We start from the raw sequence: 22,285 nt of genomic DNA, 5'->3' as shown, positions 1-22,285 counted from the left end.
TGGGGAGGATCGACACTCCCTTCCACTATCAATGTAATATCTCACCGGGGGCCTTGCGGCAAGGCCCGGGTAGTGCCGCAGAATGGCTCTTCCGATCCCGCACGACCGACTACGGGATCGGAACAGCCAGCGGAAGTGAGGGCACGTGCCAACCCAGGGATACGAAGAAGAACTGCGATCCGAGCGGAACTATGTGGAGGGGCTCTACGCACGCCTCGATGCGGAGCGCGCCCGAGTCAAAGGCAGGTACAACACCGCTCTGCGCGGAAACGGCGAGGCACTCATGGAACGCGACGCCGAGGTGCGCGCACTTGCCAAAGAGGTGAAAAGGCTGGACGTAGCCGACAACGGACTGTGCTTCGGCCGGTTGGACTCGCTGTCGGGTGAGACTTCGTACATCGGCCGAATCGGCCTTCTCGATGCGGACAACGACTACGAACCGGTGCTGCTCGATTGGCGGGCGCCGGCGTCTCGCGCGTTCTATGTGGCCACCGCTGCCAACCCGGAAAACATGCGTCGACGCCGTCAGTTCCACACCCGTAGTCGACGCGTGGTCGATTTCACCGACGAGGTACTCGGACGCCCCGACGGCGTAGAACACGACGCGCACAGCGACTCCGCCCTGCTCGCGGCAGTCAACGCACCCCGCGGTGAAGGAATGCGGGACATCGTGGCGACGATCCAGGCCGAGCAGGACGACATCGTCCGGCTCGAGCACCCAGGGGTGTTGGTGATCGAGGGTGGCCCGGGTACCGGGAAGACCGTCGTCGCCTTGCACCGCGTCGCCTACCTGCTCTACACGCAGCGAGAGCGGATGGAACGTCACGGCGTTCTCGTGGTCGGGCCGAACCCGGCGTTCTTGAACCACATCGGCCGCGTACTGCCCTCGCTGGGAGAGTCCGACGTGGTGTTCATAACCACCGGTGATCTCGTTCCCGGCCTGCGCGTCACCGCCGAGGACACCCCGGCCGCCGCCGAACTCAAAGGTTCGCTGAAGATCCTCGACGTTCTCGGCGCAGCGATTGCCGATCATCAGCGATTACCCGAGAACCCGCTGTTGATCGAATTGGCGGACGTCACCGTGCGAATCGACGCCGAAACCGCGGAGTGGGCCCGAGAAGAAGCCCGTTCGAGCGGACTCCCCCACAACGACGCTCGCACTGTGTTCACCGAAATCCTCACCTGGGCGCTGACCGAACGGGCGATAGCGCGGATCGGCAAGGGGTGGTTGACACGCAGTGACCGTGAAGCCTGGGAGCAAGTGCGAGCAGACCTGACCGCAGAGCTGGTGGGAAACAGCGCGTTTGGCGCGGCGCTCGACACCCTCTGGCCGATCCTGACTCCGAAAGAGCTACTGACACAGCTGTTTACTTCTCCGGCACGACTACGTGCGGCAGGCGCGGACGAGAAGCTGCTTCGCCAGGACGGTGACGGCTGGACCGTCTCGGACGTTCCGTTGCTCGACGAGTTGGCGGACATGCTCGGCCGGGACAAGCCCGTCGACCAAAGTGCCGAACGTGAACGCCGCGACGAGGCTGCGTATGCAGCGGGCGTACTGGACATGATGATCAGCCGCGAGGACCTGATGGACGACGAGGATCACCTTCTCGCCCAGGACATGCTGTACGCCGAGGACCTGGCTGACCGCTTCGTCGAACGTGATACCCGGGAACTCGCCGAACGCGCTGCTGCAGACCGTGACTGGACGTACCGGCATATCGTCGTCGACGAGGCACAAGAACTGTCCGAGATGGATTGGCGGGTCCTGATGCGCCGTTGTCCTGACCGGTCTTTCACCGTGGTAGGCGATCTCGCGCAACGACGTTCACCGGCCGGTGCCCGCTCGTGGTCGACGATGATGGAGCCGTATGTCCCCGGTCGCTGGATCTACCGATCACTGTCGGTGAACTACCGCACGCCGGCCGAGATCATGAGCGTCGCCGCCGCATTGCTCGCCGAGTTCGCGCCGGGAGTCCAACCACCCGAGTCCGTCCGCGCCTGCGGGATCGCGCCGTGGTCCAGACAGATCTCGGCCGACGAACTGGCCTCCGCCATCGACGAATTCAATCAGGACGAGGATGGGCGCGAAGGTACGAGCATCGTCATCGGACCTGCGGATGTGCCCGGCGCCGTGCCGGTTTCGGAAACGAAGGGCCTGGAGTTCGATGCCGTACTCGTGGTGGAACCGGAACGAATCATCGCCGACGGTCCACGCGGCGCATCGGAGCTCTATGTCGCCCTCACCCGCGCCACCCAACGTCTCGGCGTCTTGCACGAGGGTCCGCTGCCGCAAGCCCTGAGCGGACTCGTCCAGTTCGAGACGGCGAGGTCACCGCAATCGTTCGCGACGAGCGATCGTGCTGTGTAGCCCTTCGGCAGCCGCGCGAACGTAAGGCACTTGGCTCTCGGGAACGAAGCGGCTGGTGGGGCCGGTGACACTGATGGCGGCGACCGGTTTGTCGTTGGTTCCGAATACCGGAGCCGCGACACACGCAAGACCAGGGGCCGATTCCTCACGCTCGAACGCAATGCCGGTCTCGACAACTCTGTTCAGTTGAGTGTTGAGAATGCCGGGCGCGACAATTGTGTGCGGGGTGCGCCTGGTCATCGGTTCCGACAGCACTTCGCGGCGAAAATCGCTGTCGGAGAACGCCAGGAGTGCCTTTCCGATCGCAGTGCAGTACAGCGGTATCCGGCCACCGGTCCGAGAGGGGGAGTTCGCTTGTCGATGTCCGCCGATCTTCGCGACGTACACGACGTCGTGGCCGTCACGGACCCCCAGGTGGACTGTCTCGTGGGTCCGCTCGTACAAGTCTTGGAGGAACGGCATCGCCATCTCCAGGAGGCTACGTTCGAGAGAGGCGAGCATGCCGAGTTCGAAGAGACCGCCGCTGAGTCGGTAACCGCCGTCGATGCGGTCGAGTAGTCGGTTCGCGACCAGTTCGTTGGCCAGGCGGTGCACCGTCGCCTTGTGCAGTCCTGTCCGTTGGACCAGGACGGCCAGAGGCAACATGTGGTCGTCGGCCCGAAAAGCTCGCAGGATCGTCACCGCCTTGCCCAGCACGGTGTCGAGGTTTGCGCCGCCAGTCACGTGCCCAGCGTATCGCTGAGTGAGACAGTTCCCTGGCGCAACCTCGGTACTGCGGCGAAGGTAGTGGTCATGAGCCAGCCCACGAATACCAGTACAGCTAGCGAGACCGACATCGCAGCTGCTGCGGACCGCCTCGCAGCCGCCATTGCGAGCGGTACTCCCTGCGCGCCTGTGCGCGATCTGATCGGCGCCGACGATCTCGTCGCCGCCTACGCTGTCCAGCGCCGCGTCGATGAAATCCGTCGGCAGGCGGGTGCCGTCGTCGTAGGCCGCAAGATCGGCCTGACCTCGGTGGCAGTCCAGCAGCAGCTCGGTGTCGACCAGCCCGACCTCGGCGTTCTGTACGCCGACATGGAGTTCCCCGCCGGTGGCGCCATCCCCATGAGTCGTTTGATCCAGCCCAAGGTCGAAGCGGAAGTTGCCTTCGTGCTCGGTGCCGACCTTGTGGACGGACCTCTCGACAGCGCACAGGTGCGCGGCGCAATCGACTACGCCGTCGCCGCGATCGAGATCTGCGACAGCCGCATCGCGTCGTGGGACATCAAGTTCGGTGACACCGTCGCAGACAATGCGTCCTCGGGCGTGTACGTCCTGGGAACCGAACGTCGGACCCTCGACGAGGTGGAGCCCGCCGGCGTCGTCATGTCGATGTCCGTCGACGGCACCGAGGTGTCCTCCGGCGTCGGAACCGCCTGCCTGGGCGATCCGATCGAAGCAGTCGTCTGGCTCGCCCGCACGGCACGCGAGTTGGGGCAGCCACTGACGGCAGGCCAGGTGATCCTGTCCGGCGCACTCGGCCCCATGGCGCCGGTCACCGCAGGCAACGAAGTCACCGTGACCGTCTCCGGGTTCGGTTCCGTCACCACCAGTTTTTCCAGCGAAGAGGACAAAGCATGAGCAAGGTCAAGGTCGCGATCATCGGATCGGGCAACATCGGCACGGATCTGATGATCAAGGTGCTGCGCAACTCCGACTACCTGGAGATGGGCGCGATGGTCGGCATCGACCCGGCGTCGGACGGCCTCGCCCGTGCTGCGCGTCTGAACGTGCCGATCACGGCTGAAGGTGTCGAGGGTTTGATCGGTCTCCCGAACTTCGACGAGATCGAGATCGTCTTCGACGCCACCTCGGCAAAGGCTCACGTCGCCAACAACGCGCGGCTGGCTCCCCTCGGCAAGCGCATGATCGACCTGACGCCTGCAGCGATCGGCCCGTACGTCGTGCCGGCCGTCAACGCGGACGAGCACCTGGATGCACCCAACGTCAACATGGTGACGTGTGGTGGCCAGGCCACGATCCCGATGGTTGCCGCCGTTTCTCGGGTGGTCCCGGTGGCGTATGCGGAGATCGTCGCGTCCATCGCCTCCAAGTCCGCAGGTCCCGGAACGCGCGCCAACATCGACGAGTTCACCGAGACCACGTCCGAGGCGATCGTGGCTGTCGGCGGCGCCCGCCGCGGCAAGGCCATCATCATCCTCAACCCCGCTGAGCCGCCGCTCATCATGCGCGACACGGTCTTCTGCCTCGTCGACGCCCCGGACCCGGCTGTTCACGAGGAGATCCGTCAGTCGATCGAGAAAATGGTCGGCGACGTCTCCGCGTATGTTCCCGGCTACCGGCTCAAGCAGGAAGTCCAGATCACCGAGATCCCGGCCGACCAGCCGGTCGAGACGTTGCTCGTCGACGGCAATCGCCCCACCCATCAGGTGTCGGTGTTCCTCGAGGTCGAGGGTGCTGCACACTACCTGCCTGCGTACGCCGGCAATCTCGACATCATGACGTCCGCCGGAATGCAGATCGCGGAGCGCATCGCCCAGCAGAAGGAAGCAACCAAGTGAGCAACCGCAAGATCTTCGTCCAGGACGTCACCCTTCGCGACGGGATGCACGCTGTCCGCCACCGCATTTCGCCTACCGACGTCAAGCGGATCGTCACAGCTCTCGACGCTGCCGGTGTCGACGCGATCGAAGTTGCACACGGTGACGGCCTCGCCGGCGGCTCGCTCAACTACGGCCCCGGTTCGAACACCGACTGGGAATGGATCGAAGCTGCGGCCGAGGTACTCGAGCACGCTCGCCTCACCACGCTACTGCTTCCGGGTGTCGGCACGATCAGTGAACTCAAGCATGCTTACGACCTCGGTGTGCGGTCGGTTCGCGTTGCCACGCACTGCACCGAGGCCGACGTCTCCGCGCAGCACATCGAGACCGCCCGCGAGATCGGCATGGACGTCTCGGGCTTCCTGATGATGAGCCACATGGCTCCGGCCGAAGAACTGGCGAAGCAGGCCAAGCTGATGGAGTCGTACGGCGCGCACTGCGTCTACGTCACCGACTCGGGTGGACGTCTGGTGATGAACGACGTCGCCGACCGTGTTCGCGCGTACCGCGACATCCTCGACGAGGGCACCGAAATCGGTATCCACGCCCATGAGAATCTCTCACTCTCGGTGGCCAATTCCGTTGTTGCAGTGCAGAACGGCGTCACACGCGTCGACGCTTCACTTGCCGGTCACGGCGCCGGCGCCGGTAACTGCCCCCTCGAGGCCTTCATCGCCGTTGCGAACATCGAGGAGTGGGAGCACGGCTGCGACCTGTTCGCCTTGCAGGATGCTGCCGACGACATCGTCCGTCCGCTGCAGGACCGGCCGGTCCGCGTCGATCGAGAGACCCTCACACTCGGCTACGCAGGCGTGTACTCGAGCTTCCTCCGCCACGCCGAAGCTGCGTCGGAGCGCTACGGAATCGACGTTCGCACACTGCTGCTCGAAGCCGGACGCCGCCGTCTGGTGGGTGGCCAGGAGGACATGATCGTCGACATCGCGCTCACCCTCGCAGCGCAGGCGACAAAGGAAGCTGTCTGACGCACTGCCCAGTTCGCTGATACTCGAGTCCCGCTCCCGTCTCCGGACGGGGGCGGGACTTCTCAGTTGAGCCGAGAGGTTCTGTCATGACGGCGCTCAACCTCTGAAACTGTTGTTGCCCAATAACGCCGAGGGACCGATCTTCGCTACGGTGGATGACATGACCGAACCTGACAGCGACAGGCAGATACACCCAACTGCAACGGTGGGATGTGCCGGCGTCGACATTCCGGACAGCCGGGGTCGCACCGGCCTCGACCGAACAGGCTTCGGGCTGCACGGTAATCCGAATGTCGAGGTCGAACGAGTCGAGGTCACCTCGGACGGTTGGCATGTGTTGCGTCGCAGCACCTTCACTTACCGGCGAAGGGACGGAACCCTCGAGACACAGCAACGGGAAACCTACGACCGCGGGAACGGCGCGACGATCTTGCTGTACGACCCCGAACGGCGCACCGTCCTGTTGACGAAGCAATTCCGCTTTCCCGCTTACGTCAACGCACACCCCGACGGAATGTTGATCGAGACCGCAGCCGGTTTGCTCGATTCCGACACACCGGAAGTAGCCATTCGGCGAGAGACGAGCGAAGAGCTTGGAGTCGCAATCGGTGATGTGCAACATCTGTTCGATCTGTACATGAGCCCCGGATCCGTCACTGAGAGAGTGCATTTCTACGCCGGCCGATACACTCCGGCGGACAGAACCGGCAGTGGTGGCGGAGTGCCGGACGAAGGTGAGGACATCGAAGTCCTGGAGTTGCCGTTCGAGACGGCACTCGACATGATCTCCGGCGGAGAAATCGTCGACGGCAAGACGGTCATTCTTCTTCAATGGGCGGCCATGTCGGGGGCGCTCTGACTCGAAGTCGATTGCCTGAAATTCTAGTTCCTGTACCGATGGAGTCTGCCGAGTACCGTGACGCGCTGAGATCTGTCCTCGACACTGCATCGTCGGTGGCCGAAAGCCGGCTGGCGGCGATGCGCGCCACGGCGACCTCACATACCGAAGGCATTGTCATCGATGTCTCGCTCGACCAAGACGGCGAGGGAACATTCGGCGTCTGGGCACGATTCGAGGGTTCCGACGCATTCAGCCTGAATCAGCAAATCGGTGACGAGAGAGAGCTATTCGGCGTGATCTGGGGCGAGGAAGGCTGGGAACCGCCGGTTCCTACTCGGCCACGAGAATGGTCGCACGCGGAACTGGAGAAAGTAATCGTCGGTGTCGTGGCCGAGTGGATCCACACGCTCATTTCCCCGACTGCATCCGAACTGCGCTGGGAAGTAACAACTCCCGACGGAGCGACCGACCCGGTTCCCGTAGGCCCCGATTTCAGTCGTGGACATTCACCTCGATGAAAGCGCGGAAGCTGTCGGCGAGATGAACGACCTCACCGCCACTGTTGTCGTCCAGGCTCTGCCAGTTGCAGCGACGGATCTATCGGGTGTTGCGATGTCACCGGCCGGTCGAACCGTCGATCAGTTCGCGGAGGATATCGGCGTGCCCGGCATGGCGTCCGGTCTCTTCGATCATGTGCACGAGCGCCCAACGGACACTGGGAGTGGGTCGTTTCGCCCCTGGTCGCGGGATGGGTGCGGCAAGATCTGTGCATCCGTCGAGAACTGCGTTGGCGCGCTCGACCGTCTCGCGATAGCGACGGACGACATCGTCCACGCTTTCTTCCGATGACGGCTGAAAGGTCGCCTTCCAATCCGTCACGTTTTCGGCGAGAAACATCGACCGCTCGACAAAGATCAGATGATTGATCAGCCCGAGCAAGGTTGTTCCCGACGGAACAACTGTGTTGCGCACCTGAGGTTCCGGAGCACCCTCGACCTTGGCGGCAATCGAATCACGGAGGTAGTCGAGAAACGCTCGTAGCGTGGCTGCCTCGCTGTTTCCCGCCCGGGGCGGTGGGACATCACGGCGGCTGCGACGCGACGTAGCCATGGTGGTTCTCCTTCCTCCGCGACGAACAGTCAGAGGCTTCCTGGACGAGCAGGGTCGATTCTTCCGGTTCCACTCCGATCCCGCATCAAGTTTTGCCGTTACAGCAAAGACAACTTGGTTGCCGGTATCAGCGCGCCGAGTTCAGGTCGCGCACAAGTTGGGGTCTCCGCCACTTGCCGACCTCGAAAGGCCACCGCCGCAGCGGATAGGCGAGACGAGCCACGAAGTAATTGACGTACTCGACGACGCCGAAAGCCCACACCGTCACGACGCCCACGGCCGTGCCGGAGTGATCTGGTAACCAGATGACAACGCCGAGAAGAGCTATCGCCAGCAGGAGAACATCGAGGACCCGAAACACGCGGTAAAGCGCTGCGAGGCGGGCCGGCATCGACTCCAACTCGGTCCAGCCTCGTGCAAGCAGCCAATAGACACCTGCTTGCATGAGGATCACAAGCAGTGGGGCCAGCGCCGACCATAGCGCAGCGGAGTCTTGCGGACCTTCGAGGCGAGGAGTCACGACGCCGACAGCCACAGCGGCGAATACGGACGCGGCTGCCAACTCTCCCATGCCAAGGCTCAGGTACCTGCGTCGCACACTCTGTCGCCGTTGATCCACCACGAAAGCAGACACTATCCGCTGATCACTCCGCAGCAGGTGCAAGGTGTTGCCTAAGATCGTTCGAAAGGCATTCACGTGTACAGAGGTTGGTGTGGGATGGTGCGATTGGCCATGGTTACGTTCGATGCAACGGACGCCCGATCGTTGGCCACCTGGTGGTCGGAGCGATTCAGCAACGCGAGCATTGACGGCGACGAAGACTTCCTCACGGTGACGGCCCCGGATCTCCCGCTCACTCTCGGTTTCCAACGAATCGATCAGGCTCGCAGCCAAAGGAATACGCTTCACCTCGACTTCGACCTCGAGTCGCACGATCCTCCACGAGACGAGGTCGTCGCAGCGTTCGTCGCGGCAGGCGCGGCCCACGTCGAGCGCCACGAAGCGGGTGGATCGACTTGGGACGTTCTCGCGGATCCGGCGGGAAACCTTTTCTGCGTAGGTGATCCGCACTAGGGCTTGTTTGACAACGGTCCGAGAACGTGGCCCCTACTCATCCGGCAAGGCCCGAAATCGCGTCACCCGAACAGCTGTACATGCCTTCGTTCGCATACAGTCGGACGTGTCCCGGCGGCACCGTCCGCTGAGTCAAATCTGCCGATTGGGGGCTGGACGGATGGAATCGCCTGACTTACTAGGCCTGACGGCCTCACTTGCGTCGTCGACGCTTATCCTCGCGTTCGTTGCTGGGCTCATGCCGCGACTCGTCGGCGACGAACCGAATCCCGTTGTCGGCATACGGTCCAAGTCGACGACCTCGAGTCCAGAGGCGTGGCGATTGGCCCATCAGATTGCGCGTCCGCTTCTGCGCCTGACGATGTGGACAGCCGTAGCGGGAATGTGCATGCAGGTCACCATCGGCGTCGTGACGGGTTTCGGATCTGTGGTGTCGGCTGTCGCCTCAACAGTCGTGTTTCTAGCGGTTCTCCTTGTCCTGCTCTTCGCAGGGTTGAAGGGCAATGCCGCGGCGAAATCGTTGCAGCCTTGACCGCCTGACCCTGCCGCTGTCAGACGTGCCCAAGGTCTCAGCTCCCGATACGCGGTCGTTCGCGCCGACGTGGTCCTCGATCGCGCATCTCGAGAATCGCCACCGCCGTGGACGCGACCGTCTTGTCGTCGTCGCTGGCGATCCGGGCGAGCGCCTCGCGTGCTGCCGCGCCGGGAATCTCTGCGAGCGCCTGCGTGATTCGCAACCTCGTCGGGGCGTCGCCAGTGCCGTCGAGCTTTGCCTGCACGGCATCGACGACCTCACCGCTGGTCGGTGAGTGCTCCGCGAGAAGACCGAGCACCTCGCCGGCCTCGACGTCGCGTCGCCCGTCGGCGACCATCTCGAGGAGAGCGGGCATCGAGACGGCCTCTCCGCGAGATCCGAGGGCGAGAGCGGCGTCGGCACGGACTATCGCGTCCGAATCATCGAGAGCTCGCTTCAGTGACCGAGTTGCTTCCTCGGCGTGGATCCCGGATATGGCCGACGTCGCGCGGCGTCGAACCTCGACGTCCTCCGATTCGAGCCCCTTCGTGAGACCTGCAAGGCCCGCACCTTCGCTCCTCGCCAACGCCCACTGCAACGCACCCGCCACGTTGGCATCCTTCTCCGACAGGATGGCTTCGACGAGTGCGTCGACGGGCAATGCCGCATTCGCATCCTGCGACAGGATCGCTTGCTGACGGTGGGCGGCGAACTCGGATTCGAGTGCACGCAACAGCGAGACCATGCGCAGGACGTCGTCCCACTCCGAAGGGGCGGTGGCGTCGACCCTTTCGAGTTTGGTCAGCAATTCCTCCTCCGCCGCGATCCGTTGACGAGTGTGTTGCATGAGTTCACCCACCAAATCGGCTGGGGCGAAGTCCGGTTCGTCCAGTGCACGCTTGGCCTCGTTCAACGAGAGCCCCAACGTCCTCAGGCTTTCGACGTGGAAGAGTCGGCGGATGTCGTCGGCGGAGTACTCGCGGTAACCGCCGGACGTGCGGCCCGTCGGCTTCACCAGCCCCAATGTGTCGTAGTGACGCAGCATCCGTGTGCTGACACCACAGCGCCGCGAGACCTCGCCGATCAACATCCGTCTCCCCTTCCTACGCGTCCGGGCCGATTGCCGCGACGCGCTTCGCCAACTCGTGCGAGAGAGCGAACCCACCGTCGGGGTCGTGCCAGAGTTGCTTTGTAGCATCAGCATGCGCCCGAACACGCGGATTCGTGCTTGCGCCGGCCGCCTCGAGCACCGGAAGTACAGCCTCGCCGAGCCCTGTCAGAGCTCTGCTGAGACTGAGCTGCATCTGCAGTTCACCCCGTCCGAGTTCGGTGGCCAGATCGGTCGCGAGTGCACCTTCACCTCCAACGGGCACGAGAGCCACGGCCGCACGCCACGCACTGCGCGCGACTTCGTCGTCCTGGTCGTGAACCAGCGCAGAGACCTCGGGCCACGCGATCGGATCGCCGATCTTGGACAAGGTGTGGAGTGCCTGGCTGCGGGCTTGCGAACCGTCGGTCCCGAGCTCACGAATCAGCTGCGGCACCGTGATTTCAGCCGGCAGGCGGCACAATGCCCAGGTCAACATGTCGCGGACGAAGAAGTCCGGCTCGACGGCACACCGATCGACCAGGGCATTCGTCAGCTCAGGGTCCGGGCGTGTGCCGGCGGCGAGCGCGGCTCGCAGCCGAACCGAGGGGTCGGCTGCGGCCAGTGCGTCGACGAGGTGAGCATTCTGCCCACCGTGGTTGGTTGTGTTCACGACAACCACCTCCTTCGTCGACCATTGGAGTCCTTGTCACTGTGTCAAGGTCAAGCTCCGCTGTCACCGACACGTGAAAATCACCTCGGACTACACGCCGGTTGTCGATCCTGGCCGAAAGATCATCAGGACGACGACAACGACCCACAGCAGATTGAAGATTCCCGTCGAAGTACCCAGTCGACGGGTCAGCCGCGTTGCGACGTCCACACCGGTCCCGGTTCCGTCGATCGCAGCCATCGTCAGCCGTTGGGCAGGGAGCACTACCGCGGTGAGTATCACGGCAGCAACGACGGTGAGTGCAATCGAGGTGAGGATCCACAGGTCACCGAGTACCCCCAGATTGACGGCGGTCGCGACACCGAGCATCGGAACGACGATCCCGATCGTGGCGTACACCCGAACGATGCGATGCAACATTCCCGTCGTCGCAACACTGCCGCTGTCCGGATCGGCGAGCGCTGCGCGGCTCGCCACCGGGAACATACTCGCCGCCACAGCGACGGGGCCGATGGCAAGAATGGCCGCAATCACATGGAGGGACAGCAGGATTCCGGTCATGGGAGTTCTCGCGTTTCGGTACGCGTAAGCGTATTCACGCCGCGCCCGGGGCGAAGGTGATTACAGGCTCGGCGCCTTTGGCCGACCACACCGTTCCACGACGCTCGTAGTCGAAGAGCGCTTCGACCTCGAGACTTATCCGGGGCCCGAGGCATCGTTCCAACAGGTACAGGCCCAGGTCGAGACCGGATGTCACACCGCCGGCGGTGATCAGGTCACCGTCGTCGACGATTCGCGCCTGGATCGGAATTGCCCCGCCGGCCGCCAGTGCGTCCACGGCGAGATGATGCGTCACGGCGCGGCGCCCGACGAGAAGCCCCGCCATCGCCAGTGCCAATGACCCTCCACAGACGGTCGCAACGAGAACACCGGGATCGTCGAGTGCGCGGCGCATCATGACAGGCAGTTCGGTTTTCGTTGTGGCCGCGAGCCTTTCCGGCAAGCTGGTACCCGGCTGGTTCGCGTTGGGTTCGAAGAGACCCGATGCTCCGGGAACGATGATCAAATCCGCGTGTTCTACATCGAGGGTCGCAGTGGCAGTCATCGCAAGTTCACCACTCCCGCTCAGGACGGTCCGAGGCCCCTCCGCGCTGACGAGTTCCACGCTCAACGCCCCACCGCTGGCGAGCCCCCCGGCGTAAAGCACCTCGTACGGGCCCACGACATCCATGGGATCGAATCCGTCGAACAACACGATTTGCGCGTGCACTGCAACCTCCGATTTTGTGCGACGCACTCCTGCGCACGTCGCTGTCCCCCACGACAGTAGGAGGAAATTCGCCTCCGCAGCGACGGCTGAAAGCCAACCTTCGACGGTTTTCAGACAATGTCGAAGATTCTGCAAAATACCAGTTGACGAGCTTTTTCGATTCACGAGTTCGTCGGATCTCGCGCCACATACGCTAAGTTTCAGACATGCATGACGTTGCAGTTCTCGCGTTGCCCGGGGTGGTACCGATGGATCTGGCGGCACCCCTCGAAGTCTTCGGACGATGCAGACTCCCCTCGGGTGCACCGGCGTATCGGACCGCAGTGTGCGCGCTCACCGAGGAGGTGGAGACCGGAACGTTCACAATGCGAGTACCGCACGGACTGCCACGCCTCGCCCAGGCCAGCACGATCATCATTCCCGGCACCGCCGATCTCGACGTGCCGATCGACCCCGCGATCATCGATTCCCTCAGATCAGCCGCGGACCGCGGCACACGCATTGCGTCACTGTGCGTCGGTGCATTCACACTCGCCGACACAGGCTTGCTCGACGGACTTCGCGCGACAACCCACTGGGCGGCAGCGTCGGAGCTGGCCCGCCGGCACCCGGCCATCGACGTCGATGCCGCCGTTCTCTACGTAGACAACGGGCACGTCCTGACTTCCGCCGGCGCCGCGGCCGCACTCGACCTTTGCCTGTACATGGTGCGTCAGGACTACGGGTCTGCGGTCGCCGCCGACACTGCGCGACTGAGCGTGATGCCGCTCGAACGTGCCGGAGGGCAAGCACAATTCATCGTCCACGAACCTCCCGTACCCAGCGGGGCAACCCTTCGACCACTACTGAACTGGATGGAGGAGAATCTCGGGGAGCAGCTCGACATCACGGCGATCGCGGCCAAGGCAACGATGAGCACCCGCACGCTCAACCGCCGGTTCCAGGAACAAATCGGTACGACGCCGTTGCAGTGGCTCCATCACGCGCGGCTCCGCCAAGCGCAATTTCTGCTCGAGACTACCGACCACTCCATCGAACGTGTTGCGGGACAAGTCGGGTTCAATGCCGTCACGACATTCCGCGAACGCTTCCGAGACCTGGTCGGTACCAGTCCACAGCGATACCGGACGCAGTTTCGAACGTCGCGGTAGTCGACCTACTTCTCACTCTGTCTGCTCACCATCTCCGAGATCCAGATCGGCGCAAACGGCGAGGTACAGTTCGGCGGAGTCGGGTAATCCTCGAGCACTCGCAGACGCTCACCGATGTCGATTGCGCGGGCCCGGAACTCGGCATGTTCGATCCCGATCTGAGCCAGGCAGTGGTTCATCGCCCATTGCAGGCGATCAGGAGCATCCTTCATCTCCGCCTCGATGACGTCGAGCAATCCTGAAAGATCAAGTCCCTCAGGCTTCTTCGCTACGCGCTCGGTAGTCAGGGCCCAGCCGGCGCTCGCAACCACAGGATCGGAGTCTGCGGTCCAGGCCACCCGCAATTCCTCCGCGTGCGGGTTCTTCTTCACCACGTAGTTGACGAGCCAGTCCTGCACCTTGGGAGTACGGGCCTCACGCAACATGACGTCCAACTGGTCACGCTCGAACACCTTCGGGCGGCAGATCAGAAGGGCAAGCAGTCTCGCTGCGGTGTCGCCCGTTGCCCAAAGCTGTTGTGCGAGTTCCTGCTGAGTCTTCAATCGCTTCGCAACAGCGCGCAGCTTTGAAAGGTTCACACCGTGATCGTCACCGTGTTTCTCGTTCACCGCGCGCGCCTTCGGATCCTCGAGCGCAGCCAGCTCGTCCATCACCGCGGCAACCGTCGTTTCAGCCACGTCGTCCTCCAGTCACTATTTCTGCGATTCACCTACAAGCAAAGCACGAGAAGGCGAGCGACCCACGTTTGAAACTTCGACCACTGGGTACATGTCTGCTCCTGAGGTGGCGGCACGCCACCATGAAGACAGGACGAACCTTGCATATGCGACGCGCCGCGGGTGCTGAGAACGTGGACGAAACCACACGCGGAGATGAAGGCGGCGGTAAGAACGTTCTCACTCGGGCCATAACCGGCCCACTCCTTTTCATGTTCATCCTCGGAGACGTCCTGGGCGCCGGCATCTACGCATTGGTGGGCGTCATCGCCGGTGAAGTTGGTGGAGCCGTCTGGGTACCACTGCTCGTAGCGCTCGTCATGGCATTGCTGACAGCAACGTCGTATGCCGAACTGGTCACCAAATATCCGCGGGCGGGCGGTGCAGCAGTATTCGCCCAACGGGCGTATCGGAAACCACTGATCTCGTTCCTTGTCGGCTTCTCGATGCTGGCGGCCGGCGTAACCAGTGCGGCGGGACTCGCCCTCGCCTTCTCGGGCGACTATCTCAAAGCCTTCATCGACGTCCCAACCGTTCCAGCGGCGCTCGTCTTCCTGCTCCTGGTGGGACTTCTCAATGCCAGAGGCATCAAGGAGTCGATGCGCGCCAACGTCATCATGACAGTCGTGGAGGTCACCGGGCTCGTCCTCGTTGTCGTCCTCGCTTGCATAGTTCTCGGGCGCGGCGACGGAACCCTGAGCCGCGTCGTGGAGTTCGACGACAGCCGATCGCCTGCACTCGCGGTGCTGGCTGCGGCACTCCTCGCGTACTACTCTTTTGTCGGCTTCGAAACGTCCGCGAACGTCGCCGAAGAAGTGAAGAACGTGAGCAAGGTCTACCCACGCGCACTGTTCGGAGCATTGCTGACAGCCGGCGCCGCCTATGTCCTTGTCGGCCTGGCTGTCTCGGTGGTCCTGCCCGCCGACGAACTTGCCGCATCCTCCGTGCCACTGCTGGAAGTTGTGTCAGCTGCCGACGTCGGCGTTCCACCTCGCCTGTTCAGCCTGATCGCGTTGGTCGCCGTCGCCAACGGCGCACTGCTGACAATGATCATGGCGAGCAGGCTCACGTACGGAATGGCGTCGGAAGGCTTGCTCCCCAGCGTATTCGCGCGGGTGCTGCCGCGGCGCCGGACCCCTTGGGTGGCGATCATCGCGACCACCGCCGTTGCCATGGCCCTGTGCGTCACCGGCTCGTTGTCGGCCCTGGCGGAGACGGTGGTACTCCTGCTGCTTTTCGTATTCATCAGCACCAACATCGCGGTCCTGGTTTTACGTCGTGACGTAGTGCAACACGAACATTTCCGAACGCCGATCATCTTTCCGATCCTCGCCCTCGGGACGTGCGTTGCGTTGCTCACCCAGCAGAGCGCTGCGACATGGTTGCGCGCATCATTACTCTTGGCCGTCGGAGTTGTGCTGTACGCCCTCTCCCACCGGCGATCCACGAAGTAAGGTGCGATGTTCACGAGGGGGTGTGATGACCGACAGTTCTGACGCACCAGATGTAATTCAGCGTCGAGAGCGAAAGATCGACAGGCGAACCCTGACGTACGGCCTGTCAGTCGTTCTGGCTACCGCAGTATTGGTTATCGCGATCGTGTGGTTGGGCTCGCGACGAGGCGAATGCTTCGGCACCGACACCTTGCTGTGCTCACAGAAAGATCGCCGGCTGGCGGTGTTCGTCCCGAGCCTCGTGTTGCTGCTCGGCTCCGTAGGTGCGTTCTTGCGATCTTCCCTGCGATTGCACCGCCTGCGGCGCCTCTACATCCGGCCGTACATGGCATGGCTCCTGACGGGGCTCACCGTCGTGTATCCGGCAGGAGCTTACCTCCTGACCTATGGGTAAAATCTCTGAATATGCCTGTTCGACAAACAGATTCACGGCAAAGGTTCACAACCTTGGGTCAGAATAGTCGGGCGCATCGTATTCACAACGTGATGCACCGGGACCAGGATCCCTCTTCCCCGGTGGCCGCGACGTCGCGGGGCACGTCGAGTCCGTCTTCTGTATTGAGATATTCGAGATGCAGGACAGTCACCGCGAGTCGGTCCTTCCGATAGCCCTCTCCATGCGTCGGCAATGCCGTTGATCGCGAACTTCGATGCACCGAACGCCACTGCCGATCGTTCGCGGGATCAGGCGCTCGGGCAAAGAATCGTGCCCGTGATGTTGGCGCTGAACATTTCCAGCATGTCGACGTTGGATTGATCTGTGAACTCAGAGTCGGAAGTGAAGGCGTCGCCTTCCCGATTCGTGGCCGTCGCTCCTCAGTCCCTCGATCAAAGCACGACCGAGACCTCGGCTCGCACCGACAACAACCGCCCTCGCCACAATTACACCCTTCGTCGTCGCTCGAACCGATCCTATCGATCCAGCCGTCGCCGGTAGTTTCGTCGAGACGCGAGAGACTCAGATTCGCACCGTAGTGCAGCTGGACGACTACGGGCTCGCCAATATTTCAGCCAGGGCACTGGCGAACTCGCGAGCTTGGTCGGAGGTGAGGGTGGAGGCGGTCACACGAAGTGCCCGGTGGCACTGACCCGGCGTCGCCGAGAACTGACTTCCATCCCGCACGAGCCAGCCAGACTCGGCGAGTCGCTCGACAATCGGTTCGGAATCCCGATCCAGCGGAACCCAGACATTGAGTCCGTCGAAAGTGTCAGGAACCTCGATATCATGTTCTGACAGTGCAGATTTCAGAAGGGTTCGGCGGCGCTCGTAGACAGCGCGAGCATCGGCGAGGCCGTCGATCACCGTCGGATCACTCAGCAGTTCAGCACTCAAGCGCTGCTGCAGGTGACTGACCCAGTTGGCGCCCGACCGGAGATGAGTGCTCAGCCGAATGCCGGTGTCGAGGTCCGAGGCGACCACTGCCACGCGCAGGTCGGGCCCGAGAAATTTCGACACGGAACGAACAAGCGCCCACCGCGTCGTGCTCATCGGAGCGAGCCGACAGTACCGATTGCTGGACACGGCAGAGAAGTGATCGTCCTCGATTACCAGAACGTGAGGGAACTCGGCCAGGATGCTTCCGAGAATCGCCGCTCGGTCGGCGCTCATGCTGACCCCGGTGGGGTTGTGCGCACGAGGGGTGCAAATAATCGCGCGCACACCACTTTCGAGAGCACGCAGCAGCCCTTGCGGGGTAATACCCGAAGTGTCGATGTCCATCGGTACCGCTCGGAAGCTGTTGGCTTTGAGCGTTCCGATGCTCGCCAGGAAGCACGGATCCTCGATCGCGACGGCGTCACCTCGGGTCAAATGAGCGGTCAACAGTCGCTCGACCGCGTCAACGGCACCGTTGGTGATGGTGATCGAGCACGGCCTTGGAACCTCGTCCTCGATCGAGGAACGTGCCCAGGAATCGAGTAGAGGCTCGGTGGCTGCGGCGCCGTACAACCGGGGCGTGTAAGTGGTCCGGTCCAACGAGGCTCTGAGATCAGGCAGCAATGCCGGATCAGGATTTCCGCTGGCGAGATCCACGCTGCCAGGAAGAGCGGTACCGCCTTCTCCTTCCAGGAACGGTATGGCTCGCACGAAGCTGCCGCGCCGGCCCTGTGTCTCCACAACTCCCCCCGCCACGAGCAAGCGATAGGCTCCGGCAACTGTGTTCCGGTGAACCTCGAGATCGTCGGCCAAGGCCCGTATGGGCGGCAACGCATCCCCTGGAGCCAGTACCCCAGCACTGATGAGATTGCGGATGCCCTCGGAAATCTCGCCCGCTGTCCCGCGGACGACATAGAGCCTCACCTGGTACGCCACAGTGCTGGTCACAGGCTCACTCTATTAGCACATGACAAAACCTCCACGCTGTGACACATTGTCACATGACAAAAAATCTGCGAGGAGACACATGATACTGCCCGGACAATTCCGTCTCTCGGACGACGCGGTCGGCGACTCTCTCCACGCCGGTGGATTCGGACACCTGGTCACACCGGGCCCCGAGACCCTCGAAGTCACGTCGATGCCACTGCTGTACAACGCCGAAGGAAACGTGTTGGAGGGGCATCTCGCCCGGACGAATCCGCATTGGCGATACACCGGGACATCGGAGTCTCTGGTGATCCTCCCCGGCGCCGACGCCTACGTGAGCCCCGAGTTCTACCCGAGCAAGAGCGTCCACGGGAAGGTCGTCCCGACATGGAACTACGAAGTTCTCTACGTCTACGGCCAACTGGTTGCGCACGACGACGAGCAGTGGCTGCGTGCGCACGTCACCGCACTGACAGCTCGACATGAATCCGGCCGTGAGAACGAATGGAAGGTCACCGACGCGCCGCCGCAGTTCGTCGATGCGCAGCTGCGAGGGATTGTGGGGATCGAACTGAACGTGACCCGTGTCTACGGAAAAGCGAAGTTGAACCAAAACCGTTCCCCCGCTGATCGCTCCGGCGTCATCCGGGGTCTGGAGAAGGGCTCATTCTCCGAACGAGAGACCGCCGCAGCGATGGTCGCAGCGGGTCTCGACAACGGTTGACCGTTACGCCGTCGTCGTACGCCTTGTCTAGTCGCACATTCAGGTGAGCGGTTTTCCACCCGTCACGCCGATGACTTCCCCAGTGGTGTAACTGGATTCGCCAGAGGCGAGAAATACATAGGCGGGAGCAAGTTCGGCCGGCTGACCTGCCCGCCCGAGCGGAACGTCGTCCCCGAACGTCTCGAACTTCTCCTTGGGCATCGTCGCCGGAATCAGTGGCGTCCAAATCGGTCCAGGTGCAACAGCATTGACCCTGATTCCCTTTCGTGCGACATCGGCGGCCAGTCCCTTGGTGAAGTCGATGATGCCCGCCTATGTCGTGGCGTAATCGAGCAGCTCGGGCGACGGGGACGCACCTTGGATGGACGAGGTATTCACGATCGTCGATCCGGGCTCCATCTGCGCGATCGCTGCTTTGGAGAGCCAGAATAGTGCGTAGAGGTTGGTTTTCATCACACGGTCGAATTGTTCGGTGGTGATATCGGCGATGCCGCCCATCTGCACCATCTGAAACGCGGCGTTGTTCACCAAGATGTCCAGTCCGCCGAGTTCACGCACCGCGGTTTCGACCAAAGTAGAACAGTGTTCCTCGCTTCGGAGATCTCCCGGCACCGAGACGGCTTTGCGACCTGCCTCCTCGACCCAGCGAGCGGTTTCCCGAGCGTCCTGTTCTTCCTCGTCGAGATAACTCAGGACAACGTCCGCGCCTTCTCTGGCAAATGCAATCGCGACCGCACGCCCGATGCCCGAATCTGCTCCGGTGACAATCGCACGCCTTCCTTCGAGTCGACCGCTTCCTCGATAGGTGTTTTCACCGTGGTCGGGAGGAGAAATCATGTCTGCGGTGAGACCGGGGTGTGCGATCTCCGCCTGCCGCTCACGCACAGGAGCGGGGAACCGCGTGGTCGGGTCCTGCATTGCGAACTGGTCCGGCATATCGATACTCCTCGGGTGACGCAGTTTCTCGTGGGCTTCTGGATGGATGCACTGCACATGCCTCCTTCCCGCCGAATAGAAATCGAAACCTCGGGGTGGCCGGGATCTCACTCGTCCTGGCGCCGACGATCTCGGTGCGTCGACCCCACTTGTTCGTTGTGGTTACTACGCGGTAGGTCGGGGTAGCCCGCGTAGCGGCGGTGGCTCCGCGACCCGCGGAGCACGCGTCGAGCAGAAGCTGAACATCATGTAAAGCACGCACCGACGAAGGGACGACCCCGTTATGAGCAACTCCGAAACCACGTCCGCCTTGATCACGCAGCTACGCATCCTCCTCGGACTGACGCACGCCGAGATCCAGGTCGCCGAAACGCGCGTCGCTCAGGCCAGAACCGAAGCTGTTCGACGCGAACTCACGGAAAACGCAGAGAACGGTCGTGAAAGGGCCGGTTCCATCGAGTCCACAATTCGCGATCTGGGTGGCGTACCTGAATTGGTCGGTCCGTTCATCGGGCGAGCGACAGCAGGAGTGAAAGCGATGGTCGAACAGGCCCAACCTTTCGACGAAGCTGTACTGGGTGACCTTGCGCTCGAACATCAACTCCTCGACCGCTCGCGCTACCTCAAAGCCCTGGCCACAGCCGGCGGCGATCAGACCGTCGCCACATTGGCCGATCGACTCATCACTGCGCACTCGGCGACTGTGGAGTGGCTGACCACCGTCCTGGCCGAAGAGGCGCTCGGGGGCCCGGCGGCTTTGCGTCGCACTCCCTTCCAAGCGGCCACAGGCGCAGCCATTCGACTGGTGAACGTTCCCGTCTCCTGGTCCACTCGCAGCCTCGACCGTGCGATCGACGCCGTTCGCACCTCGCCGCCGGTATTGGGTGAGCTGATCAGCTGGGGTGCGTATGCCGGCGACGTGACCGTGAAAACGCTGTCTGCCAGTAGGGACGCGGCCATTGCCACTGCAGAGAAGGTCACTCGCCGAGAGGGCGCGGACGGCGCCGCAGACGTCTTCCGTTCGGTGCGAAAGTCGAGTGGGCTACTCGACCCCACTGAACTTCCCATCGAAGACTTCGACGAACTCAACGTCGCGCAGGCCGTCTCCGCGGTGAAGGAACTGACCGAGGCCGCCCAAGTGCGAGATATCGTCGCGTACGAGGAAGCGCACAAGAACCGACATGGCGTTGTCTCCGCTGCTCAGGCAAGGCTGGCAGCGATCGCCCAGGAAGTCGTCGGTATCAACTAGATCGTTCGACCGCGACGCTCGGCGTTGTCTCGTCGAACCCGATGCGCGAGATCCAGACTTACGAAACCGAATCGAAAGGCACGAAACATGGTCGAAGTCACCCGAAAGTTCACCGCCGAAGTACCGATCGAGAAGGCGGCCGCGTTTCTCCGCGACTTCGCCAACGCCCCACTGTGGGATCCGGGCACCGAGAGTTGCACCCAGACCTCGGATGGCCCGATCGGTATCGGAACCCAGTGGCACAACGTGTCCAAGCTGTTCGGCATCGGCACCGAACTGACCTACACCTTGGTGACCGACGAGCCGAATCACATTGTGCTCGAAGGAAAGAACAAGACCGCCACGAGTACTGACGACATCACCTTGACCGCAATCGGCGCGAACTCGACTGAAATCGACTACCGAGCGAACGTCGAATTCAACGGCGCTGCCAAGATCGCCTCCCCACTGTTGAAAGCGGGATTCGAGGCCAAGGTGGCACCCGAGACAGTCAAGAAGATGACCGGGGCTCTCGAGGCCCTCTGATCGGCAAGTTGCGTCAGGGTTTGGTCGCCGACGTCAGCGCCGATTCGCGATCCGTCGAACCCAGCGCAGCGCGCGCGGAATCGAGAATTGCCTCGGAGAGGGGGGATCCCTTCGTAGCTCGCGCGAGGACCAATGCGCCGAGCATGGTGGAGAGCCGGACGAGACCGTCCGCTTCCTCGTCAGCCAGGGCTGCGGCAAAATCACCCACGCCCTCCGTGTAAACCCGACGGGCCCCGCTGTCTGCAGGCTCGCGCGCCATGTCGGCGGCGAGCGCGGCAGCGGGGCATCCGTCTGCCGGGTTGTCGCGATGCTCCACCGAGAGATAAGTGTCGATCAGAGCTTTCCGGGCAGAGTCACGTTGCCCTGCATGCTCTTCGAGCCCCGCACTGTGAAGCTGAGCCAGCTCGGCAAAAGCATGGGCGGTAGCTTCGTCGATCAGCGCATCCTTGGACGCGAACTGCTTGTAGAAACCACCGTGGGTCAGTCCCGACGCCTTCATCAAGTCTGCGACGCTGAGGTGAGTGCCCTTCTCACGGAACAGACGGGCGGCATTTTCCACGACGCGTCGACGGTTCTCTTCCGCTTGCTGCTGCGATACGCGACCCATCAGCATCCCTCCGGCTTGGATTTCACTTGACATCTATCTTAACTCGATCTTAGATTACATTCATAATCTAAATGTCGGAGCAGCCGACGCTAGC

Annotated in this window: 24 protein-coding genes and 1 pseudogene; 14 read left to right on the top strand and 11 right to left on the bottom strand. The window is 62.7% G+C overall.

Features of this window, described 5'->3' with window-relative positions; genetic code table 11:
- Positions 1–145 precede the first annotated feature (145 nt).
- Entirely contained in the window at positions 146–2,368 is a 2,223-nt protein-coding gene (gene helR / locus ABWI03_RS27210) for an RNA polymerase recycling motor ATPase HelR (protein ID WP_298772850.1), read from the top strand.
- Here the strand turns inward: helR and ABWI03_RS27205 are convergent.
- Complete coding sequence (locus ABWI03_RS27205; RefSeq protein ID WP_095971733.1) at positions 2,330–3,091, bottom strand: IclR family transcriptional regulator; 762 nt, start codon at positions 3,089–3,091, stop codon at positions 2,330–2,332. The genes helR and ABWI03_RS27205 overlap by 39 nt on opposite strands.
- A gap of 69 nt (positions 3,092–3,160) precedes the next feature.
- Between ABWI03_RS27205 and ABWI03_RS27200 the strand changes: the two genes are divergently transcribed.
- The 5 genes from ABWI03_RS27200 (at position 3,161) to ABWI03_RS27180 (ending at position 7,313) form a co-directional block, all read left to right on the top strand.
- On the top strand, positions 3,161–3,988 hold the full coding sequence (locus tag ABWI03_RS27200; protein ID WP_298772846.1) for a 2-keto-4-pentenoate hydratase: 828 nt from the start codon (positions 3,161–3,163) through the stop codon (positions 3,986–3,988).
- Positions 3,985–4,929 carry an acetaldehyde dehydrogenase (acetylating) gene (locus ABWI03_RS27195; RefSeq protein ID WP_020909649.1) on the top strand — a complete coding sequence of 315 codons (945 nt, stop codon included), beginning with the start codon at positions 3,985–3,987 and terminating at the stop codon, positions 4,927–4,929. Before ABWI03_RS27200 ends, ABWI03_RS27195 begins: the two co-directional genes overlap by 4 nt.
- Positions 4,926–5,954 (top strand): 4-hydroxy-2-oxovalerate aldolase, encoded by a 1,029-nt coding sequence (gene dmpG / locus ABWI03_RS27190; RefSeq protein WP_020909650.1) that lies wholly within the window; start codon positions 4,926–4,928, stop codon positions 5,952–5,954. The genes ABWI03_RS27195 and dmpG overlap by 4 nt, the downstream gene beginning before the upstream one ends.
- A gap of 160 nt (positions 5,955–6,114) precedes the next feature.
- Positions 6,115–6,813 carry an NUDIX domain-containing protein gene (locus tag ABWI03_RS27185; protein ID WP_298772844.1) on the top strand — a complete coding sequence of 233 codons (699 nt, stop codon included), beginning with the start codon at positions 6,115–6,117 and terminating at the stop codon, positions 6,811–6,813.
- Positions 6,814–6,851: 38 nt separating this feature from the next.
- A complete protein-coding gene (locus ABWI03_RS27180; RefSeq protein ID WP_298772842.1) occupies positions 6,852–7,313 on the top strand; it encodes a DUF6389 family protein in 462 nt (153 codons plus the stop codon).
- A gap of 97 nt (positions 7,314–7,410) precedes the next feature.
- Here the strand turns inward: ABWI03_RS27180 and ABWI03_RS27175 are convergent, their stop codons facing one another.
- Together ABWI03_RS27175 and ABWI03_RS27170 are read right to left on the bottom strand one after the other, a co-directional pair.
- Entirely contained in the window at positions 7,411–7,905 is a 495-nt protein-coding gene (locus ABWI03_RS27175) for a DinB family protein (RefSeq protein WP_296554114.1), read from the bottom strand.
- Positions 7,906–8,032: 127 nt separating this feature from the next.
- The gene (locus ABWI03_RS27170; protein ID WP_298772839.1) at positions 8,033–8,476 is read right to left on the bottom strand and encodes a hypothetical protein; all 444 of its coding nucleotides are present in this window, start codon (positions 8,474–8,476) and stop codon (positions 8,033–8,035) included.
- Between the two features lie 162 nt (positions 8,477–8,638).
- Between ABWI03_RS27170 and ABWI03_RS27165 the strand changes: the two genes are divergently transcribed.
- On the top strand, positions 8,639–8,980 hold the full coding sequence (locus ABWI03_RS27165) for a VOC family protein (protein ID WP_298772837.1): 342 nt from the start codon (positions 8,639–8,641) through the stop codon (positions 8,978–8,980).
- 160 nt (positions 8,981–9,140) lie between these two features.
- Positions 9,141–9,512 (top strand): SdpI family protein, encoded by a 372-nt coding sequence (locus ABWI03_RS27160; protein WP_298772835.1) that lies wholly within the window; start codon positions 9,141–9,143, stop codon positions 9,510–9,512.
- A 37-nt stretch (positions 9,513–9,549) separates the two neighbouring features.
- Here the strand turns inward: ABWI03_RS27160 and ABWI03_RS27155 are convergent, their stop codons facing one another.
- The 4 genes from ABWI03_RS27155 to ABWI03_RS27140 all read right to left on the bottom strand — a co-directional run bounded on the left by ABWI03_RS27155 (position 9,550) and on the right by ABWI03_RS27140 (position 12,524).
- Positions 9,550–10,584, bottom strand: a complete 1,035-nt coding sequence (locus tag ABWI03_RS27155) for a MerR family transcriptional regulator (protein WP_298772834.1) — start codon at positions 10,582–10,584, stop codon at positions 9,550–9,552.
- 13 nt (positions 10,585–10,597) lie between these two features.
- The gene (locus tag ABWI03_RS27150; protein WP_298772833.1) at positions 10,598–11,263 is read right to left on the bottom strand and encodes a HEAT repeat domain-containing protein; all 666 of its coding nucleotides are present in this window, start codon (positions 11,261–11,263) and stop codon (positions 10,598–10,600) included.
- A gap of 81 nt (positions 11,264–11,344) precedes the next feature.
- Positions 11,345–11,815: a DUF2269 family protein gene (locus ABWI03_RS27145; protein ID WP_298772831.1), complete on the bottom strand. Its 471-nt coding sequence runs from the start codon at positions 11,813–11,815 to the stop codon at positions 11,345–11,347.
- Between the two features lie 34 nt (positions 11,816–11,849).
- A complete protein-coding gene (locus ABWI03_RS27140; protein WP_298772829.1) occupies positions 11,850–12,524 on the bottom strand; it encodes a DJ-1/PfpI family protein in 675 nt (224 codons plus the stop codon).
- A 206-nt stretch (positions 12,525–12,730) separates the two neighbouring features.
- On the opposite strand from ABWI03_RS27140, the gene ABWI03_RS27135 reads away from it, so the two are divergent.
- Complete coding sequence (locus ABWI03_RS27135) at positions 12,731–13,675, top strand: GlxA family transcriptional regulator (protein ID WP_298772827.1); 945 nt, start codon at positions 12,731–12,733, stop codon at positions 13,673–13,675.
- A gap of 5 nt (positions 13,676–13,680) precedes the next feature.
- Here ABWI03_RS27135 and ABWI03_RS27130 read toward each other — a convergent pair whose 3' ends face one another.
- A complete protein-coding gene (locus ABWI03_RS27130) occupies positions 13,681–14,352 on the bottom strand; it encodes a DNA alkylation repair protein (protein WP_298772825.1) in 672 nt (223 codons plus the stop codon).
- Positions 14,353–14,498: 146 nt separating this feature from the next.
- Here ABWI03_RS27130 and ABWI03_RS27125 point away from each other — a divergent pair, with 146 nt between their 5' ends.
- Together ABWI03_RS27125 and ABWI03_RS27120 are read left to right on the top strand one after the other, a co-directional pair.
- Entirely contained in the window at positions 14,499–15,845 is a 1,347-nt protein-coding gene (locus ABWI03_RS27125) for an APC family permease (protein ID WP_353799003.1), read from the top strand.
- A gap of 25 nt (positions 15,846–15,870) precedes the next feature.
- On the top strand, positions 15,871–16,239 hold the full coding sequence (locus ABWI03_RS27120) for a hypothetical protein (RefSeq protein ID WP_296554105.1): 369 nt from the start codon (positions 15,871–15,873) through the stop codon (positions 16,237–16,239).
- A 594-nt stretch (positions 16,240–16,833) separates the two neighbouring features.
- Here the strand turns inward: ABWI03_RS27120 and ABWI03_RS27115 are convergent.
- On the bottom strand, positions 16,834–18,168 hold the full coding sequence (locus tag ABWI03_RS27115) for an aminotransferase class I/II-fold pyridoxal phosphate-dependent enzyme (RefSeq protein WP_296554104.1): 1,335 nt from the start codon (positions 18,166–18,168) through the stop codon (positions 16,834–16,836).
- Positions 18,169–18,247: 79 nt separating this feature from the next.
- On the opposite strand from ABWI03_RS27115, the gene ABWI03_RS27110 reads away from it, so the two are divergent.
- Positions 18,248–18,874, top strand: a complete 627-nt coding sequence (locus tag ABWI03_RS27110; RefSeq protein WP_296554103.1) for an FMN-binding negative transcriptional regulator — start codon at positions 18,248–18,250, stop codon at positions 18,872–18,874.
- A 39-nt stretch (positions 18,875–18,913) separates the two neighbouring features.
- Here ABWI03_RS27110 and ABWI03_RS27105 read toward each other — a convergent pair.
- Positions 18,914–19,810, bottom strand: a pseudogene (locus ABWI03_RS27105) (SDR family oxidoreductase).
- A gap of 283 nt (positions 19,811–20,093) precedes the next feature.
- On the opposite strand from ABWI03_RS27105, the gene ABWI03_RS27100 reads away from it, so the two are divergent.
- Complete coding sequence (locus ABWI03_RS27100) at positions 20,094–21,059, top strand: DUF8129 domain-containing protein (RefSeq protein ID WP_095971719.1); 966 nt, start codon at positions 20,094–20,096, stop codon at positions 21,057–21,059.
- A gap of 87 nt (positions 21,060–21,146) precedes the next feature.
- On the top strand, positions 21,147–21,584 hold the full coding sequence (locus ABWI03_RS27095; protein ID WP_095971718.1) for an SRPBCC family protein: 438 nt from the start codon (positions 21,147–21,149) through the stop codon (positions 21,582–21,584).
- Positions 21,585–21,597: 13 nt separating this feature from the next.
- On the opposite strand, the gene ABWI03_RS27090 is transcribed toward ABWI03_RS27095, so the two are convergent.
- On the bottom strand, positions 21,598–22,224 hold the full coding sequence (locus tag ABWI03_RS27090) for a TetR/AcrR family transcriptional regulator (RefSeq protein WP_296554100.1): 627 nt from the start codon (positions 22,222–22,224) through the stop codon (positions 21,598–21,600).
- Between the last annotated feature and the right edge of the window lie 61 nt (positions 22,225–22,285).

It is taken from the genome of Rhodococcus baikonurensis (assembly GCF_040489275.1).
Taxonomy (GTDB): Bacteria; Actinomycetota; Actinomycetes; order Mycobacteriales; family Mycobacteriaceae; genus Rhodococcus_F; species Rhodococcus_F baikonurensis.
This window is presented reverse-complemented; position numbering and strand designations above follow the sequence as displayed.